We start from the raw sequence: 18,334 nt of genomic DNA on the forward strand, positions 1-18,334 counted from the left end.
TGCTCATGTCCCTCCTCGTCGAATTGAGCAATGTCGGTCGCGACTTTGACGGCGGCCGCATTGTCGCCGTCGACGGTGTGTCGCTGGCGATCGAGGATGACGAGACCGTCGCCATTGTCGGCCGCAGCGGCAGCGGCAAGTCCACGATCCTGAACCTGGTCTGTGGGCTCGACCGACCGACACGCGGCGAAGTTCGGTTCGAAGGCAGGGCCATCAACGGGAGGGCCGCATGGGCGGCCGTGCGGGCCAGCAGGATCGGCATCGTTTTCCAGAACTTCTTCCTGCTGCAGTCCTTGTCGGCGCGCGAGAACATCGAGGTCGCCTTGCTCGGAAACCTCGGCGGAACGCGGCAGCGTCGCGTTCGCGCGCTCGAACTCCTGGCCCATTTCGGTCTGGCCGAACGCGCTACGCTGCGGCCGGCCGAGCTTTCGGGCGGCGAGCGCCAGCGGCTTGCCATTGCACGCGCACTTGCCAACCGTCCGAAGCTTCTCGTTGCGGACGAACCGACAGGAAGTCTCGACGTGCAGACGAGCCAGTCCGTGATGAGCATCATTGGCAACGCGCATCGCGAGTTCGGTACCGCTGTGATCGTGGTGACCCATGACGAGGACGTGGCCGCGCTGTGCGGCCGGCGCGTCGAGGTCTCCGACGGCCGCATCCGTTCGGACAGCCGAGCGATGCCTGCGCCCGCTCCATCCGCTAACCCATGACAGAGCTGACCCTTCCCTTGCGCGGTCTCCTTGCGCGCCCGCTTCGAACCCTGCTCACGGTTCTCGGCATCGCTCTGGCGGTCGCGGGGTTTGTGGCGCTTACCGGCCTGACGGCCGGCGTCCAGCGCTCGTTTGCCTCGGGAATCGATGAGAACGGCGCGGATCTGGTGGTGAGCCAGCGCGGCGCATTCAACCTGGTGAGCAGCACCGTGCCCAGGTCGCTGGGCGCCGGTCTTTCCTCGGTGCCAAACGTCGATGCCGTGTCGGGCGTTCTCCTCAACATCACCACCGCTGACGACGCCGCGAACATTGTCATGGCCGGCTGGCCGAGCGACAGCTTCCTGTGGAAAGACATGCACCTTGTGGCGGGGCGCGTCCCTGCGCCCGGGGACCAGTGGCCCGTGATCCTTGGCGAGTCGATCGCCACCGCATTGGACAAGCGGGTCGGTGATACCGTCGAGCTGCAGTTCCAGCCCTACCAGATTGTCGGCATCGCCTCGTTCTCGTCCGTGCTGAACCAGAACAGCGCGATCGTTCCGCTCGAAGGGCTGCAGCAACTCCTGTCGCGCGAGGACGTGTTTACCTTGTACGAGGTGAGGTTGAAGCGCCCGCTCGAGAAGGACGACATCGCTGTTGCCCGAACCCGGCTCATCGCCGCCGCACCGGGATTCGCGGTGGGCGACACCGAGCAGTTTGCCAACAGCATCCGCATCTTCGATCTGCTTCGGGCGATTGCCCAGACAATTTCACTGGTTGTCATGGCGATGGCCTCCGTCGCCGTTGCCAACACACTTCTGATGGCCGTGAACGAACGGACTTTCGAGATTGGAGTTCTCGCAGCACTTGGCTGGTCACCGCGGCGGATCCTTCGGCTCATTCTCATCGAAGGCGTGATCATGAGCGCGCTGGGCGGGGTTATCGGGATTATTCTGGGCGTCCTCACGATGCAGATGGCGGCGAAGACAAACTTCGCGGCGGGCTTGATCGTGCCTTATCTGTCAGGCTGGTCGATCGCACAGGCGCTGATCTTCGTCTTCATCGCTGGGCCCCTTGGCGCGCTCTACCCGGCCTGGCGCGCCACGCGCCTACTGCCTGCCGACGCGCTCCGCAGGATCTGACGCCGGCTCGCTGGGGCGCCTCACAACAAAAACGTCTGCCGCTCCCGCAACGTCGCCGTGATCGCGGCAATCCCCACCTCGATCTCGCGCTTGCCAGCCAGCATTGCATCCCCCGCGACGCCTTCGAGCATCGATCGCAGCAGCTCCGCCTGGCCGACCAGCACCGCGTCCTTCTCCGCCAAAGCCGCGAGCGTGCCCGCTTCCTGGCGGTAGCGCTGGGCCATGCGGTCGTTTTCCGGCACCGGCTGGTGGCGGATCTGGCCCTCCAGCGCGCCGACCTCGCGACCCAGGCGCTCGAGCGTCTGGGCGTTGGCGACGATCGTCGCGTCGGGGAAGGGGTTGGCCCGCGTCGGCGGCGCAATGTTGTCGCGGCGGTAGCGGGCCTCGGCCTCGTCGATGCCTGCCCGGGCGCGGGAAAGCAGCGAGCAGGCCATCTGGCGCACCCGCTGGTCGTCGGCGCGCAGCTGGTTTTCCTGGCGGTAGAAATTGTAGCCGTAGCCGTAGAACAGGTTGATGCCAACCTTGGCGAGCGGCCCGGCCTCGTAGAAGCGGCTCATCTTGTGGCGCCCACCTCATCGCCCAGCGGATAGAAGCCTGTCGGCTGGCCGCCAATGTTGAAGGGCAGGCCGGCGGCGGCGTTGGGCGCCGAGACCAGGCCCTTGTCGGCCATGCGCAACGCCAGGTAATAGCGGACCGCCTCGATGGGGCTCAGGCCAATCGCCTGCAGCGAGATCAGTTCGCGCATGCGCTCGTCGCGCGGCGTGATCAGCACCTTGAGGTCGTTCAGCATGATGCCGTAGACCTTGAGGAAATCGGTGAGATGCAGCTTCACCGCCTCGCGCACATCGCTGATGCGCTCGTTGATGTTCTCCATCTTGGTGACCTGGATGATCTGGTTGATCGCCTGTTCGATGGCCGGCCCGGCATAGTCGGCGATTTCCTTGGTGTCGATCACGGCACCCGCGAACGGCATGTGGGTGATGAGGTCCAGCGCCTCTTCCTTGCTGTCGATGTGGATGTAGTAGTCGACGACATAGGACATCTCCGCCATCTCGGCCGAGGTGGCGATGCCCTCATTGCGCACGAGCAGCTTGGAGCGATTGATGTAGATGACCTCGTAGACCCAGGGCGAGGAGCCGCCGAAAAACCCTTGCACGATCGAACCGACCAGCGGCTTGTCCGGCGTCTGCAGCGCGTATTGGCCGGTCTCGTAGACGTTGAGCACCGCGCCGCGCGATTTCAGGATGCAGAAATGGTTGCTTTCCACCGTCAGCAGCGAGCCCGAGACGATGCTCTCGTCGACGATCTTCATCGCCACCGTCCTGGTGCCGAGCGCGTCCGTGCCGTCGCGCTGCAGCGACGTGATGACCTGTCTGGTGATTGCCATTTTGACTTCCCCTCCTGATGGTGCGGCACGCCCAGCGCGTGCGCTATGCTGTCGACTTGCGGCTGAGCAGACTTGCTCAGCGATTTGTTTGCCGCGCCTTCGCGGTTCCTGAATGGCTCGGCGAACAGAGGCCCTTGCCGCCGAATTGTTGCTGCAGCCGGGCGGTGCGGTCGGTGCGCTGGCGGTAGCCGCCATCGCCATCGAGCAGGTATTTTGCCCGTTGCTTTTCGCGCGGCTGCGATCGCTTTGCCTGGATTGCCTGCTCGATCGGCTCTATCGCCACGGCGAGCCTGCGGCCGGCTCCGGTCCTGGACTCGTCGATGGCCCGGCTGACGACCTGCTTGATCAAATCCCCGCTGTTCTGGCCAAGAAAGTTCGAGACCAGCCCGGCGACATCGGCGGCGATGTCTTCAACCTTGTCGTCATCGGTGAATGAGGCCAGCGGCGAAGCCGGGCGACCTGTGTCTGATTGGACACGCGTTGCAGGGCGGCGGTTCTTGCCCAGCCGCTGCCAGAGAATGAATGCGAAGATCAGTGCAAAGACAAAAAACGACATTCGACCAGCCCCGTTCAATGGTCCGCGTTGATTGCAGGATGCGGTGGAAGCTCTCGTCCTCAGGCACGATTGGCCACCGCTGCTCGGCGGATCAATGGCGGCCGGAGTATCTGCGGACCCCCCAATTCCCTCCCGGTTAACACGTCAGACACAGTCTTGCCGGACGGGGCTGTCCGGGGCAAAAGCTGCGTCGTTGATAGGGGATGTCTCAAATGGCAGCCATACACATTATCGAGAGCATCCCAGCCATTGCCGGTCTTTCGGCGGCAGAGCGACATCAAGCAGCAAGATGCGTTCTGCCTGGGGCTTGATTGCCACGTGGTTCCCCCAATCCGTCGCTGCTTCGCAGCGCCACCTTTCCCCCCTCCGGAGGGAAAGGAAGGGAGCCTTGCTGGGCGGGCGTTGACGGCAAAAGGCTTGGCGCCTTTTCCTCTACCCCGTCGATCGGGGGAGAGGTGGCTCGGCGAAGCCGAGACGGAGTGGGGGTCGACCAGCGCCGCATAAGACAATGCATGCGCCAGGGGCGGGAAGGTGACCTTGCTAAAACCCGCGTTGTTGGGCTCAATGGTCGGACACGCTGCGAGGGAGGGCATGGAGATGAGCGAAGACAGTCCACGGCCGCTGGCGGAGATCGCCAGCTATCACGCCCACATCTACTTCGGCGGGCAAACGCAGCGGCAGCATGCCGAATGGCTGCGGCTTCGCATCGGCGAGCGGTTCCGCGTGCGCCTGGGCAATTGGCACGACCGGCAAGTCGGCCCGCATGACCAGCCTATGTACCAGGTCTCCTTCGCCAACGAGCTTTTCGGCTCGCTCGTTCCGTGGCTGATGCTGAACCACAGGGGCTTGAGCATCCTCATCCACCCGAACACGACCAACCCCAAGCGCGACCATCTGGTCGATCCGGTCTGGATCGGCCGGCCGCTTGACGTGCACGGCGACACGCTTCCGGACGATCATGAGGCGGAAGAGGCGCTGGAGGTCAACACCGAGCCGACGCTGCCCGCCTAGCGACCCTAATGCACCACGGCACGCAACCGCTCGCGCAGTTCCCTTGGTGCCACATCATACCGGCTCTTGAACGCCCTCGAGAAATGCGCGCTCGAATTGAAGCCGCAGGCGAAGGCGATTTCGGAGATCGAGGCGGAGGCGCGGGCGGGGGAGAGCAATTCTTCCTTGCTGCGCTCCAGGCGGCGGTCCCAGACGAAGCGTTCGAGCGTTGCGCCTTCGCCTTCGAAGGCGCGGTGGAGATAGCGGCGCGAGCAGCCCATGTGGCGGGCAATGTCCTGCGCCGACAGGCTGCTGCGGGCAAGGTTGGCGTCGATATAGGCGACGATGCGCTCGCGCAGCGCCTCTAACGGCGAGCGGCGGAATTCGGGCGCCATGGGCTTGGCCTGGATCAGGCCGTTGACGAGCTGGACCAGGCTGTCGCCGACGCGCCGGCTGCCGGCCTCATCGAGCTTGTGTGCCTCGCCGATCGCCATCTGCATCAGGCCGGAGACGATGTGGGTCAGGCTGTCACCGTTGCCGGGCAGGGGCAGGGGTGCGGAGAGGCGGGCGAGCGTGTCGTCGCCAAAGGTCGAGCGCGGCACCTGCAGGATCAACTGGTCGACATCACTGAGGTTCTGCAGGGAGTAGCTGCGCACGGGATCATAGATAACAGCCGATTGCGGGCCGAGGTCGACGGCCACCTGCTGCTGCTCGAAACGGCTGCGGCCTGAAAGCTGCATCAGGATTTTGATCGCGTCGGGGTCGAAGCTGCGCCAGAACAGCCGGTCGTTGAGCACCAGATGCGAATTGGCCTTGATCTCGGACAGCCGGCAGGCGCCGAGATTGACCGACACGAGTTGCGGGATCGACGGCACCGTGCCGCGCGGGAAGCGCTGCGTGATCGGGCCGAACAGAAGGCGTGATGTCGACAGGAAAGCTTCGCCGTCGGCGATGCTGACATGGTGGGCGGCGGCGTGCATGTGTTTCCTCCTCCAAAGAAACCTCCCGTCTTGTCGCGGGCTTGCGGCTGACAGGAACTTAACATGATAATTATCTCTGCCGCAACGGCAGAGAAGCATGCCATTGTTCACCGGTGAGGTGGGCGGAAATCTTCGCACCTGCCTCGCGCGCGGCCTCTCCCTGGCGCTCGGCAATGGCGTCGTCGATGCGCGATAGCGGCGAGGCTATCGCCAGCGTCCCGACGGGGAAACCGTCCGAGCCGAGGATGGGCGCGGCAACACTGTGCACGCCTTCCTCATAGCCCTGGGCGCTGCGTGAATAGCCACGCGTCGCCGCCAGCCGCACGGCCGCCATCACCGCGTCGCGGCTGGTCACGGTGTGGGCGGTGAAGGCGGCGAGCGGCTTGCCGAAATACACTTCCACGGTTTCCGGGCGCGAGAAGGCGAGGAAGGCGATGCCGGACGCGGTGCCGTGCAACGGCAGGATCTGGCCGACATCGACGCTGACGCGATTGGCCCTTGCCGAAAGCTCGACATGCACGGTGAGCAGCGCGCCGGCGCTGAACTCGGAGAGATGCACGGTCTCGCCGGTCTCCAGCGCCAGCTCGCGCACGATGGGGGCAGCGACGCGCACGAAGGGCAGGTGCGCGTCGCGCATGCGCGCCAGCCGTGACAGGCCGGCGCCCAGCCGGTAGCGGCGGCTTAGCGGCTCCTGCTCGATCAACCGGTGTTCGGCCAACGCCACCAGCAGGCGCCGCGCCGTGGCCTTGTCGAGACCCGACTTGCGGGCGATGTCGGAGAGGCCGATCTCCGGCTCCTTCGGCGTGAAAAGCTCCAGCAGCGAAATCGCCTTGCCGACCGTGCTCATTGCAGAATCTCCAAGATACTTAGCGTGTGAATTAACTTGACAGCAGCCTTTGCGGCTTGCAGTCTGGCTATAACATACAAAACGTCGGTTCATATGATGAACCGACATGGGAACGTAAAAACAAGGGGCAAACGCGGTTTCGCGGCAACGCCAAGTGCGGCGCCATACGCAATGCCAAGAGTGCCCCGTCTGGAGCGCAACTGGCGGCGGAGTGAGGAGAGGGAGAAAAATGCCCGATAGAAGTGCCGACCTGGTTCTGACCAATGGCCGCATCTACACGCTGGATCGCAAGCGGCCATGGGCCTCGTCGGTGGCCGTCAAGAGAGGGCGCATCGTGGCGGTGGGCGAGGCTGATGCGGTCGCCGGCCTGAGCGGACCGCAGACGCGCACCGTCGATCTCGGTGGCGCCATGCTGATGCCGGGCATTGTCGATGTGCACGCGCATCTGATGATGGGCGGGCAGGCGGAACTGTTCGAGCTGCGCTTTGCGCCGACCTCGAGCTTCGAAACGCTGATAGCGCGCGTCGCCGAGGCGGCGGCCAAGGCGCCGGAGGGATCCTGGATCATCGGCGGCCAGTGGGGCAGCGACCTGTTGCCCAAGCTCAACTCGCTGGAGGCGCTGGCCGCACTCGACAGAGCCAGCCAGGGTCGGCCGGTGATGCTGCGCGACGACACCTATCACAACAGGTGGATCAACTCTGAAGCACTGCGCCTGGCCGGCGTTTCGTCAGGCACGCCGGATCCGGAAAAGGGCTCGATCGGCCGTGACCCGGCCTCGGGCGCACCGACCGGCATGATGATCGAATCCGCCGCCGGCATCGTCGAAAGCACCATCGCCAGATCGGGCCACTACACCGAAGAGATGGATCGCGCGGCGATGGCGCAGTCGATCGCTACGCTCAATTCCTACGGCGTCACCGCTTTCCTCGACGCCGCCGCCATGCAGCCGATCCTGGCGGCGCTGAAAGGCCTCGATGATCGCGGCGAACTGACCGCCTGGTCGGTGTCGGCGATGCCGGCGGTCGAGCCGTCCTTCATGTTCGGCATCGCCGGCGACGAACTGATCGCGCTGCGCGAGAATTATCGCGGCGTTCATGCGAAGCCCGACTTCGTCAAGGTGTTCCTCGACGGCGTGCCGGGCGCGCGCACCGCCGCCTTCCACGAGCCTTATACCAGCGATCCGATCCTCGGCTGCTGCTTTCGCGGCTCGACCATCGTCACCGTCCCGGACCTGATCCGCTGGGTCGGCAAATGCGAGAAGCTCGGGCTCGGCGTGAAAATCCATTGCGCCGGTGATGCCGCCGTCAGCCAGGCGCTCGACGCCATCGATGTCGTGCGCTCCTTCAACGGGCCAACCAAACTCATCCACCACATCGCCCATGCCAGCTACATCGCGCCCGACGATATCGCCCGCTTCGCCGAACTCGGCGTCGCCGCCGACCTGTCGCCGTTCCTGTGGTATCCGACCAGCTTCCTCGAAGGCCACAAGCAGACGATGGGCGAGGCCCGTGCGCTGCGCTTCTGGCCCAACAAGGATTTGCTGGAGGCCGGCGCACTGCTGGCCGGTGGTTCCGACTGGCCCGTCATGCCCAATCCCGATCCTTGGGACGGCATCGAAGGGCTGGTGACGCGCCGCAACCCGAGCGGCGAATTCAAGGGTGCGGCGCTGTGGCCGGAGCAGGCGCTCGATGTCGCCACCGCGCTCGAAATCTTCACCATCAACTCGGCCCGCGCCATCGGGCTCGCCGACACGGTTGGTTCGATCGAGATCGGCAAGTCAGCCGACTTCATCAAGCTCGACCGCAACGTGCTCGACATACCGTCCGACGAGATCGCCGACACCAAGGTGCTGACCACCTGGTTCGAGGGGAGGGTCGTCTATGAGCGGAACTGACCGCCCCATCCCGGTGACGGTGCTGACCGGTTTCTTGGGCTCGGGCAAGACGACAGTGCTTAACCGCCTGCTGCGGCGGCCGTCGCTTGCCGGGGCCGCCGTCATCATCAACGAGTTCGGCGCTATCGGCCTCGACCATCTGCTGATCGAGGCGAGCGAGGAACAGTTCACGCTGCTCGGCAATGGCTGCATCTGCTGCACGGTGCGCGGCGACCTGGTGGCGACGCTGAAGGCGCTCGACGGGCGCAGCTGTGCCGGCGAAGTGCCTGAGCTGACCCATGTCATCATCGAAACGACGGGGCTCGCCGATCCAGCACCAATCCTGCACACGCTGATGGCCGAGCCGGAATTCGCGGGCCGCTATGTCATCGCCGGCGTTGTCGCCACGGTCGATGCGGTCAACGGCGGATCAACGCTCGACCGTCATGCCGAAGCGACCAAGCAGGTGGCGGTTGCCGACCAGCTGCTGGTGACCAAGACCGATCTGGTTTCAGCGGAAGCGTTGGGCGTATTGCGACGGCGGTTGGAGGCGTTTGCGCCGGCGGCGCGGCAGAGCCTGGCGCACAATGGCGAGGCCGATTTCGACATACTTGATAACCAGCATCTTGGCGCCGCTGGTGACCTTGACCGCATTTCTGCCTTGCTGGAGATGGCCCAGCCCGATTGTGGCCCCGACTGCGCGCACGATCATGCGCATCACCATGGCCACGCGCATCACGGCATCCAGTCCTACAGCTTCGTCATCGACGAGCCTGTCGAGTGGGCAGCCTTCGCGCGCTGGCTCGACTACGTCGCGGCGCTAAGGGGCGAGGATCTCTTACGCTTCAAGGGCCTCGTGCACGTCACCGAGCAGCCGGAGCGGCCGCTGGTGCTGCACGGCGTGCAGCATGTCTTCCATCCGCCGGTGCGGCTCGATGCCTGGCCGTCGGCCGACCGGCGCACGCGGCTGGTATTTATCGTGCGCGACATCCCACGCGAAACCATCGCACGCACGCTGACCAAATTCGCCGCCATCGATGCCGCCAGCATCAGGGCGCCGGATCGCACTGCTGCTTGATCAGAAAATGAATCAGAAAAAACAGGGGAGTGACTGACATGCAATGGAAATCCAGCCTGGTGGCAGTGGCCTTCGCGGGCGTGAGTCTTGCCGCCATGGCCGGGACGGCATCCGCCGCCGGCCCGACCTGCAAGGACGGAACGATCAAGGTCGGCGCGGTCTCGACCATCACCGGCCCCGCTGATTTCAGCGAGGTGCCAAAGGCGACGCAGGCGGCGTTCGATGCCGTCAACGCCGCCGGCGGCATCAATGGCTGCAAGATCGATTACACGATCGCCGACGACAAGGCGGATCCTGCGGTCGCGGCGCAGGCCGCGCGCGACCTGATCGACAACAAGGAAGCGGTGGCGCTGGTCGGCTCCGGCAGCCTGCTCGACTGCGCGGTCAATTCCGCCACCTACAGCCGCAAGAAGGTCCTGTCCGTGCAAGGCCTCGGCGTCGACGCCGCCTGCTTCTCCTCGCCCAATGTGGCGCCGGTCAATGTCGGCCCCTACACGCTCTCCACCGCGATGGCCTACTACGCCACCAACCAGCTGAAGAGCGAAAAACTGTGCGCCTTCTTCATCATCATCGGCGGCACGCAGGAGGCCTACAAGAAGGCGATCGAGAACTGGGAGAAAATCTCAGGCAAAAAGATCCACCTCATCGACCTGACGCTGCCCTTCCAGGGCGACCTCACGCCCTATGTCATCAAGGCGCGCGATGCTGGCTGCGACGCGGTGCTGACCAACCAGGTCGAGCCGCAAGTGGTGCAGCTGATCAAGACCGTCGATGCGCAGAAGATCACAGGCATCAAATGGCTGTTCCTGGCGCCCGGCTACACCGAGCAAGTCGCCTCGGCATTGGCCGACACCAAGCAGCCGATCTATGTCGGCACCGAATGGGAGCCCTTCACCGAGAAGAGCTCGCCCGCCAACGCGCAATGGGCGGCCGACATGCAGAAGGCCGGCCGGCCGCTGACCGCCTTCTCGCAAGGCGGCTATCTCGCCGCCCAGCTGTTCCTGAAAGTGGTGGCGTCGATCGATGGCGAGGTGACGCGCGAGAGCGTGACCAAGGCGCTGCACGAGATGCAGCCGATCACCAATCCGCTCGCCGGCAGCCCTTATGTCTTTGGCACAGCCAAGGTCCATTCGCCGATGCAGGCGACCAAGGTGATGAGACTGGAAAAGGGCGCCTGGACCGTCGAGACGCCGGACTGGGTCGTGCTGCCGCGGGCCAAGTAAGTCCTCCCGGGGCGTTGGCGCCGCTCCTCATCTGCCTGCTGGCGTCCAGGACAATGAGGGCGGCGCCGACTTCGGGAAAAAATTCGGCTCGAAGCCTGCCATTTCTCCAACCGGGATAACCAATGAACGCATTGCTTACATCCGCCGTGGCGGGGCTGACAGCCGGAGGCACCTATGCCTTGCTCGGCGTCTGCGCCGTCTTCACCTACCGGCTGGTCGCCGTGGTCAATTTCACCGGGGCGGCGATCGGCACGGCAGGGACCTTCGTGCTGTTCGCGCTTTATGAAGCCGGTTTCCCGCTCTGGCCCTCGGTGCTGGCCGGCATCGCGGCCAGCACGGTGGTGGGCGTCGCCATCGGCTTTATCATGACGCGGTGGTTCGGCGAGGCCAGCGCCTCGACCAAGGCGGCGGTCACCGTGGCTTTGCTGGTCGGCATCATCGCCATCGGGCTGCGGCTCACCGGCGGCCAGCATCCGCACAACATGCCGGAGCTGTTTCCCGGCTCCGCCTTCCGCCTGGCCGGCGTGGAGGTGACCATCGCCTCGGTGCTGACCATCGGGCTGGCTGCGCTGTTCACCGTTCTCGCCGACCTCTTCCTCAACACCACCAAGGTCGGGCTGAATCTGCGCGCGCTGGCCGACAGGCCAATGGCCGCCGAACTGCTCGGCATCCGCGTGCAGCTCCTGTCGCTGCTGGTCTGGGGCATGACCGGCGCTTTCACCACCTTCGCGCTGATGATCATCGCGCCGCAGCGCTCGCCAAATTTCATGACGCTCAGCCTGCTCGTCGTGCCGGCCCTTGCGGCAGCCCTTGTCGGGCTGTTTCGCAGTTTCTGGCGCACGCTCGCCGGTGGTATCGGGCTTGGCCTGGTCGAAGGCATGGCAAGCTCGGTCGACAGCATCAGCCAGTATCGCAGCGCCATCCCATTTCTGGTCGTGCTTGCCGTTCTCTTGTGGTCGCAGCGGGAGGCTCGTTGGGATGAAGCGCGCTAGTCTGAAAGCTTCGCTGATCGTCATCATCGCGGCGATTGTCCTTGGCGGCGTCATTGCCGGCCTGCTACCGTCCTACTGGGTGTTTTTGGCGACTTCGGTGCTGATCACCGGCGTCGCGCTGCAGAGCCTCGGCCTCGTCGCCGGGCGCACCGGCATGATCGCGCTTTGCCAGATGTCGTTTGCCGGCGTCGGCGCCTGGACGGTCGGCTATCTCAACCTCGCCGAGGCGCCGGGCGGGCTGGCCGTGTGGATCCTCATCGGCGGACTGGCGGCGGTACCGCTCGGCGTTGCCATCGGCCTACCGGCGCTCAGGCTGCGCGGCATCAACCTCGCCATCGTCACGCTGTCCTTCGCCACCGCCTTCGACACCATCCTGGCGACCATGACCTATCCCGGCCAGACCGATTTCCTGCAGGTGCCCCGGCCGGAATTGTTCGACAGCGACGAGGGCTATTTCGTCTTCGTGCTGCTGTTCTACGTCGCCGTCGCGGTGACACTCGAAGTGCTCAGCCGCTCGCGGCTTGGCGCGTCGTGGCTCGCCGTGCGCCATTCCGAACGCGCGGCGGCCGCGCACGGCGTCAGCATCGCCACCGCCAAGCTGTCGGCCTTCGCCATCTCGGCTTTCATCGCCGGCATTTCCGGCGGCCTGCTCGCCGGCTATCTCGGCACGCTGGTCTCGGAAAACTTTGGCATGATGCAATCGCTGTCGCTCTATGCGGTGGCGGTCATGACCGGCGCGCATTTCGCCGAGGGCGCGATCATCGGCGGCTTGCTGGTGGTGATGTTCCCGGAAATCCTGCGCCGGCTCGATCTGCCGCAGGATATCGGCAATGTGCTGTTCGCCATCGGCGCCACGCAGGCGCTGTCGACGGGCGAGACGATGAGCGAGACTTTTCGCCGGCAGTTGCGCAAGCTGATGCCGGCACGCGTCAGGGCGGCCGCCTCGGCGCCGGCAAGCGATTTGCCGAGCCCGGTCAGCCGTGCCGCTGGTCCGGCGCTCAGCATTGACAAGCTCACCGTGCGCTATGGCAGCGTGGTGGCGCTCGACGGCGTCAGCCTGACGGTCGCCGCCGGCACGGTCGCCGGGCTGATCGGCCCGAATGGCGCGGGCAAGTCGACCTTCATCGACGCCGTCGCCGGCTTCCTGTCGAGCTATGAGGGCAGCATCCGGCTGGGCGGCAAGCCGCTCGAAGGCATGCCGGCGCATCTGCGTGCTCGCGCCGGCTTGCGCCGCACCTGGCAGACCAACCGCATCGCACCGGAACTCACCGTCGGCGGCTATCTGGCGCTCGCGGCCAAGGGCCTGTCGGCGAGCGAGACCCGGGCGATCCTCGGCTGGCTCGATTGTCCCGATCCAGACACGCTGGTGGTCTCGGTCGATGCCGGTACAAGGCGACTGCTCGACGTTGCCGGCGTGGTGGCGGCACGGCCGGCGGTGGTGCTGCTCGATGAGCCTGCCGCCGGCCAGTCGCATGAGGAGAGCGTGCGGTTGGGGCAGCGCATCGCCGAAATCCCAAAACTGTTCGGCTCGGCGGTGCTTCTGGTCGAGCACGACATGGATCTGGTGCGGGCGGTGTGCTCCGAGGTCACCGTACTCGATTTCGGTCGTGTCATTGCCTCCGGGCCGCCGGCCAAGGTGCTCGACCAGGGTTCGGTGAAGAAGGCCTATCTCGGGATCGAGGAAGAGAGCGTGGCGGCATGAGCAAGCTCGTCGTTTCCAACCTGTCGATCAACCGCGCCGAATTGCCCGTCGTGTCGTCGCTCGATATTGCGGTCGAAAGCGGCGCCATCAGCGTCGTGCTCGGCGCCAATGGTGCGGGCAAGACAACGCTGCTCGAAGGCTTGTCGGGCATCATCCCGGTTGCCGGCGGCTCGATCGAAATCGATGGCCGCGAGATCCAGAAGGCGCGGCCGGGCGTGCGCTCGCGCGAAGGCCTCGCTCATGTCGAGCAGGGCCGCACCGTGTTCAGGCAGCTCACCACGGAGGAGAATCTTCGGGTGAGCCTGCACTCGGGTTCGGACTTGGCCGAGGCCTATGCGCTGTTTCCCGAACTGTTGCAGCGCCGGACGGTGAAGGCGAGCCTCTTGTCGGGCGGCGAGCAGCAGATGCTGGTCATTGCTCGTGCACTGCTGACGCGGCCCAAGGTGCTTTTGATCGACGAGATGTCGGCTGGCCTGGCGCCGGTCATCGTGACGCGGCTGATGAGCGCGGTGCGCAAGCTTGCAGACAATGGGCTCGCGGTGCTGCTGGTCGAGCAGTTTGCCGCACTCGCATTGTCGATCGGCAACCGCGCCTATGTCATGCGGCGCGGCCGCGTCGTCCATGACGGCGATTGCCTGAAGCTGCTGAAATCGCCTGACGAACTGCACCGGCTCTATCTCGGGGGATAGGGCTCGATCAGGCAGCGCGTTTCCAGCAGGCGATGAAATGGCCGGCTTCAACCTCCTGGGCGACTGGTTCGGCCTTGAGGCAGCCGGCGTCAGCCAGGGGGCAACGGCCGGCGAAGGCGCAGCCGCCGGGGGCGGCTTCGATGACGGGTTGCGCTTCGGCCAGGGTCGCGGCCTGCCCATCGTTCGAGGACGCGGCAAGCAGCATCTGCGTGTAGGGGTGGTTGGGGCCGGCAAAGATCTGGTCGGAGGAACCGGTCTCGACCAGGCGGCCGCGATAGAGCACGCCGATGCGGTCGGCCATGTAGCGCACGACCCTCAGATCATGGCTGATGAAGAGGTAGGCGGTGTCCTGCTTGCGCTGGAGATCGTTGAGCAGGTTGAGCACCGTCGCCTGCACCGAGACGTCGAGCGCCGAGGTCGGCTCGTCCAGCACGACCAGCCTCGGCAGGCCGGCGAAGGCACGCGCGATGGCCGTGCGCTGGCGCTGGCCGCCGGACAGCGTTCCGGGCTTCTGCTCAGCCGTTGTGCGCGCGAGCCGGACCGAGGCCAAGAGGTCGCCGACGCGCTGCGGCACCGCGCGGCGCGGCAGGCCGGCCAGCCGCCGCAGCGGGCGGCCGAGGATGCGGCTTATGCGCTGGCGCGGGTTGAGCGTACGGTCCGGCGACTGGAACACCATCTGCACGTCGCGCCGTTCGCTGTGGTGGCGCCGCTCGACCAGCGGTGCGACCGTCTTGCCGAACAGCTCGACCGTACCCGCGGTCGGCGGCTGCAGGCCGGTGACGATGCGGGCCAGCGTCGACTTTCCGGAGCCGGACTCGCCGATCAGCCCATAGGTCTCGCCGCTGGCGATGTCGAGGTCGATGCCGTGCAGCACCGGCTGGCCGCCAAAGGATTGTTTGATGCCCCGGCACGAGACGGCGATGTCGCGCTGCCGCGCGGGCAGGGCGTTCTCCTCGCTCTCGACGGCGGGCGCGTCCGAAGTGAGGTCGATGGGGCTCGCATCCTCGGCCAGCCTGCCGTCGCGCTTGGTGCGGTTGAGCGTCGGAATGGCGGCGACCAGCGCCTTTGTGTAGGCGTGGCGCGGATTGTCGAACACATCTGTGGCGGCGCCGGTTTCGACAATCGAGCCCGCCTGCATCACCGAGACCCGGTCGCAGGAGCGGCGGATCAGGTTGATGTCGTGGCTGATCAAAAGGATCGAGGTGCGGTGCTCGCGGCGCAGATCGTCGAGGATGGCGATGATTTCGGATTGCACGCTGGCATCGAGCGCCGTGGTCGGCTCGTCCATCACCAGCAGCGACGGGTCGAGCGCGATGGCAATGGCGATGTTGGCGCGCTGCTGCATGCCGCCCGACAATTCGTGCGGATAAAGCTGTAACACTCGTTCCGGGTTGGCGACGCGGACGCGGCCGAGCAGTTGTGCCGCGCGCGCGGACGCATCGTCGTGATGCATCGGGCGGTGGCGCAGGATCGTCTCGGTGATCTGGCCGCCAATGGTCATGCTCGGGTTCAGCGCCGAGCCCGGATGCTGGTAGACGGCGGCGATGCGGTCGCCGCGCAGCCGGCGCAGTTCGTTGGTCGAGAGGTCGCGGATCTCGCGGTTCTCGAAGGCCAGTTGCGCGGCTTCGACGCGGGCATGGTTGGGCAGGTAGCGCAGCACCGCCAGCGCCACCGAGCTTTTGCCCGAGCCGGACTCGCCAACCAACCCGAGCGCTTCACCCTGGCCGATCTCAAGCGAGATGTCATCGACCGCGCGAAGGATGCTTCTGGCACCCCGGTAGGACACGGAGAGGTGCTCGACGTTTAGAACCGAAGACATGAATGACCTGAAACCACTTTCTGCGCGGGCCGCGATCAAGGGTAATCGCTTCCGCTTTCACAGGGAACAATCTCTATAAAATTACTCGAATTAAACGTGAGCGCAATCTAACTTTCGAGAACAGGACGATTTTCGGAGCACGGCAACAAGCCGCCGTGCCAGCGGTTTTCCGCATCCGCAGGGAAGGGACTTTGATGTCGCACATGATCCTCAGCGCGTTCTTCTTCAACCCGCAGGGCGACCACCGCATGTCGTGGCGCCATCCTCGTGCGCCGGGGCGGGAAGTGCTCGATTTCGACTATTACCGCGAGCTGGTGCAGGCGGCCGAGCGGGCCAGGATCGACACCATCTTCGTCGCCGACCACGTGTCGATCTGGGATTCGGTCAAGAGCGGCGTCGCGCACTACGCCAATGCCCGCCTCGAGCCGCTGACGCTGTTGTCGGCGCTGGCCGGCGTGACCAGGCATATCGGCCTCATCACCACGGCGTCGAGCTCCTACAGCGAGCCCTACAATGTGGCGCGCATGTTCGCCTCGCTTGACCATATCAGCAAGGGCAGGGCGTCGTGGAACGTCGTCACCTCGGCGATGGACGAGGAGGCGCGCAATTTCGGCCGCGACGGCAATATCGAACACGCCTTCCGCTATGAGCGGGCCGGCGAGTTCCTCGATATCGTCAAGGCGCTGTGGGACAGCTGGGAAGACGAGTCGCTCCTGATCGACAAGGAGACGGGCTATTTCGCCGACCCCGACAAGGTCCATCCGATCGAGCACAAGGGCAAGCATTTCAAGGTGCGCGGGCCGCTCAACGTGTCGCGGCCGCCGCAGGGCCATCCGCTGATCGTCCAGGCAGGCTCGTCCGAGGACGGCAAGAATTTTGCGACTGCCCAGGCCGATGCGCATTTCGCCATCTACAGCACCAGGGAAGACGGCATCAAATATCGGCAGGACATCAACGACCGGCTGGCGCGCCACGGCAGGCGGCCGGAGAGCTTCAAGATCCTGCCCGGCATCCTGCCGATCGTTGCCGCCTCCGAAGCCGAAGGCCGCGACAAGCAGGAGTATCTGCAAAGCCTGCTTCCCGACCAGGTCGGCATCGACCTGTTGTCGAGCTGGAGCGGTCTCGACCTCGCGGCCTATCCGCCCGATGGCCCGCTGCCGGCGCTGCCCGACGAGAGCACCTTCAATGGCGGGCGCACCTCGCTCAACCGCGTCAAGCAATGGTCGAAGCAGAATCTCAGCCTGCGCGAGATCGCCCGCAAGCTCGCCAACAGCGGCTCGGTGCCGACGGTTGCGGGCACGCCGAAGCAGATCGCCGACCAGCTCGAAGACTGGTTCGTCGCCGGTGCCGCCGACGGCTTCAACCTGATGTTCCCGCTGCTGCCGGAAGACTGGGTGAATTTCGCCGAGCAAGTGGTGCCGGAACTGCAGCGCCGCGGCCTGGTCCCGACCGAATACGCACCCGGCACCTTGCGCGACCGCTTCGGGCTTGCCCGCCCCGCCAACCGCTTTGCCGAGCAGCGCGCCAATGCGCGCGCCGTCTCGTGAGGACCAAGCCATGACCGCCGCGCCAAATCTCCAGCCCCGTGAAGCCACCGCTCCGCGTCTGATCAACGTGCTGCACAGCCCCAAGCGCATCCGCGTCAAATTCGGCGGCCGCACAATTGCCGACAGCCGCAATGTGCTGGTGCTGCGCTCCAACCATTTCCTGCCGATCTATTTCTTCCCGGCGTCCTCGGTCGATGCGTCGGTGCTGAAGCCGTCGCTGCATAAGGAGCCGCACGCCGTCGGCGGCGAGACCGCCTATTGGGACATCGACAGCGGCGACAAGCGCGCCGCCAACGCGGCGTGGTCGTTCACGGCACCGCCGGATGAAAATCTGGCGCCGCTGGCCGGCCGCATCGCCTTCACCTGGAAGGCGGTCGACCAATGGTTCGAGGAGGAAGAGGAAGTCTTCGTCCACGCCCGCGATCCCTATGCGCGCATCGACGTGCTGCAAAGCTCGAGCCATGTGCAGGTCTGGTTCGACGGCGAGATCATCGCCGACAGCAAGCGCCCGGTGCTGCTGTTCGAGACCCATCTGCCGACGCGTTTCTACTTGCCTCAAGAGGATATCAGGCTGGAGCGGCTGACGGCGTCCAGTTCGACGACGCGATGTCCCTACAAGGGCATCGCCTCCTACTGGTCGGGTCTGTTGAACGACGGTTCGGTTCGTCCCGACATCGCCTGGAGCTACCGCGACCCGATCGACGAAATGCCTAGGATCAAAGGCCTGATCGCCTTTTATCCGCAAGCGGTCGACCGCATCCATCTCGACGGCCAGCCGGCCTGACGGCGGCTTTTCCCCAATCCTCCCATTCATCAGAGAGAA

17 protein-coding genes are annotated in these 18,334 nt (G+C 65.3%); 11 read left to right on the top strand and 6 right to left on the bottom strand.

Annotated elements, in window-relative coordinates:
• Positions 1–5 precede the first annotated feature (5 nt).
• Positions 6–710, top strand: coding sequence for an ABC transporter ATP-binding protein (locus EB235_RS14295; protein ID WP_027030343.1), 705 nt, complete (start codon positions 6–8; stop codon positions 708–710).
• Positions 707–1,828: an ABC transporter permease gene (locus EB235_RS14300; RefSeq protein WP_027030342.1), complete on the top strand. Its 1,122-nt coding sequence runs from the start codon at positions 707–709 to the stop codon at positions 1,826–1,828. Before EB235_RS14295 ends, EB235_RS14300 begins: the two co-directional genes overlap by 4 nt.
• 20 nt (positions 1,829–1,848) lie before the next feature.
• Here EB235_RS14300 and EB235_RS14305 read toward each other — a convergent pair whose 3' ends face one another.
• The 3 genes from EB235_RS14305 to EB235_RS14315 all read right to left on the bottom strand — a co-directional run bounded on the left by EB235_RS14305 (position 1,849) and on the right by EB235_RS14315 (position 3,771).
• On the bottom strand, positions 1,849–2,385 hold the full coding sequence (locus tag EB235_RS14305; protein ID WP_027030341.1) for a hypothetical protein: 537 nt from the start codon (positions 2,383–2,385) through the stop codon (positions 1,849–1,851).
• Positions 2,382–3,215: an SPFH domain-containing protein gene (locus tag EB235_RS14310; RefSeq protein WP_027059738.1), complete on the bottom strand. Its 834-nt coding sequence runs from the start codon at positions 3,213–3,215 to the stop codon at positions 2,382–2,384. Before EB235_RS14310 ends, EB235_RS14305 begins: the two co-directional genes overlap by 4 nt.
• Before the next feature lie 76 nt (positions 3,216–3,291).
• Positions 3,292–3,771: a hypothetical protein gene (locus tag EB235_RS14315; RefSeq protein WP_027030340.1), complete on the bottom strand. Its 480-nt coding sequence runs from the start codon at positions 3,769–3,771 to the stop codon at positions 3,292–3,294.
• Positions 3,772–4,368: 597 nt separating this feature from the next.
• Here EB235_RS14315 and EB235_RS14320 point away from each other — a divergent pair.
• Positions 4,369–4,782 carry a DOPA 4,5-dioxygenase family protein gene (locus tag EB235_RS14320; RefSeq protein ID WP_027030339.1) on the top strand — a complete coding sequence of 138 codons (414 nt, stop codon included), beginning with the start codon at positions 4,369–4,371 and terminating at the stop codon, positions 4,780–4,782.
• A gap of 5 nt (positions 4,783–4,787) precedes the next feature.
• On the opposite strand, the gene EB235_RS14325 is transcribed toward EB235_RS14320, so the two are convergent.
• Both EB235_RS14325 and EB235_RS14330 read right to left on the bottom strand, forming a co-directional pair.
• Entirely contained in the window at positions 4,788–5,741 is a 954-nt protein-coding gene (locus tag EB235_RS14325) for a helix-turn-helix domain-containing protein (RefSeq protein WP_027030338.1), read from the bottom strand.
• 70 nt (positions 5,742–5,811) lie between these two features.
• A complete protein-coding gene (locus EB235_RS14330; protein WP_027030337.1) occupies positions 5,812–6,588 on the bottom strand; it encodes an IclR family transcriptional regulator in 777 nt (258 codons plus the stop codon).
• A gap of 229 nt (positions 6,589–6,817) precedes the next feature.
• On the opposite strand from EB235_RS14330, the gene EB235_RS14335 reads away from it, so the two are divergent.
• The 6 genes from EB235_RS14335 (at position 6,818) to EB235_RS14360 (ending at position 14,145) form a co-directional block, all read left to right on the top strand.
• On the top strand, positions 6,818–8,482 hold the full coding sequence (locus EB235_RS14335) for an amidohydrolase (RefSeq protein ID WP_027030336.1): 1,665 nt from the start codon (positions 6,818–6,820) through the stop codon (positions 8,480–8,482).
• Positions 8,469–9,539, top strand: coding sequence for a CobW family GTP-binding protein (locus EB235_RS14340; RefSeq protein WP_027030335.1), 1,071 nt, complete (start codon positions 8,469–8,471; stop codon positions 9,537–9,539). Before EB235_RS14335 ends, EB235_RS14340 begins: the two co-directional genes overlap by 14 nt.
• A 38-nt stretch (positions 9,540–9,577) precedes the next feature.
• Entirely contained in the window at positions 9,578–10,762 is a 1,185-nt protein-coding gene (locus EB235_RS14345; protein WP_032925493.1) for an ABC transporter substrate-binding protein, read from the top strand.
• Between the two features lie 122 nt (positions 10,763–10,884).
• On the top strand, positions 10,885–11,754 hold the full coding sequence (locus tag EB235_RS14350) for a branched-chain amino acid ABC transporter permease (RefSeq protein ID WP_027030333.1): 870 nt from the start codon (positions 10,885–10,887) through the stop codon (positions 11,752–11,754).
• Positions 11,741–13,456 (top strand): branched-chain amino acid ABC transporter ATP-binding protein/permease, encoded by a 1,716-nt coding sequence (locus tag EB235_RS14355; protein ID WP_027030332.1) that lies wholly within the window; start codon positions 11,741–11,743, stop codon positions 13,454–13,456. Before EB235_RS14350 ends, EB235_RS14355 begins: the two co-directional genes overlap by 14 nt.
• A complete protein-coding gene (locus tag EB235_RS14360) occupies positions 13,453–14,145 on the top strand; it encodes an ABC transporter ATP-binding protein (RefSeq protein WP_027030331.1) in 693 nt (230 codons plus the stop codon). The genes EB235_RS14355 and EB235_RS14360 overlap by 4 nt, the downstream gene beginning before the upstream one ends.
• A 7-nt stretch (positions 14,146–14,152) precedes the next feature.
• On the opposite strand, the gene EB235_RS14365 is transcribed toward EB235_RS14360, so the two are convergent.
• Positions 14,153–15,964, bottom strand: coding sequence for a dipeptide ABC transporter ATP-binding protein (locus EB235_RS14365; RefSeq protein WP_032926409.1), 1,812 nt, complete (start codon positions 15,962–15,964; stop codon positions 14,153–14,155).
• 194 nt (positions 15,965–16,158) lie between these two features.
• Here EB235_RS14365 and EB235_RS14370 point away from each other — a divergent pair, with 194 nt between their 5' ends.
• Both EB235_RS14370 and EB235_RS14375 read left to right on the top strand, forming a co-directional pair.
• Complete coding sequence (locus EB235_RS14370) at positions 16,159–17,511, top strand: LLM class flavin-dependent oxidoreductase (protein ID WP_027030330.1); 1,353 nt, start codon at positions 16,159–16,161, stop codon at positions 17,509–17,511.
• 10 nt (positions 17,512–17,521) lie between these two features.
• Positions 17,522–18,295, top strand: coding sequence for a DUF427 domain-containing protein (locus EB235_RS14375; protein ID WP_027030329.1), 774 nt, complete (start codon positions 17,522–17,524; stop codon positions 18,293–18,295).
• The last annotated feature ends 39 nt before the right edge of the window (positions 18,296–18,334 follow it).

Source organism: Mesorhizobium loti R88b, from assembly GCF_013170845.1.
Classification (GTDB): Bacteria; Pseudomonadota; Alphaproteobacteria; order Rhizobiales; family Rhizobiaceae; genus Mesorhizobium; species Mesorhizobium loti_B.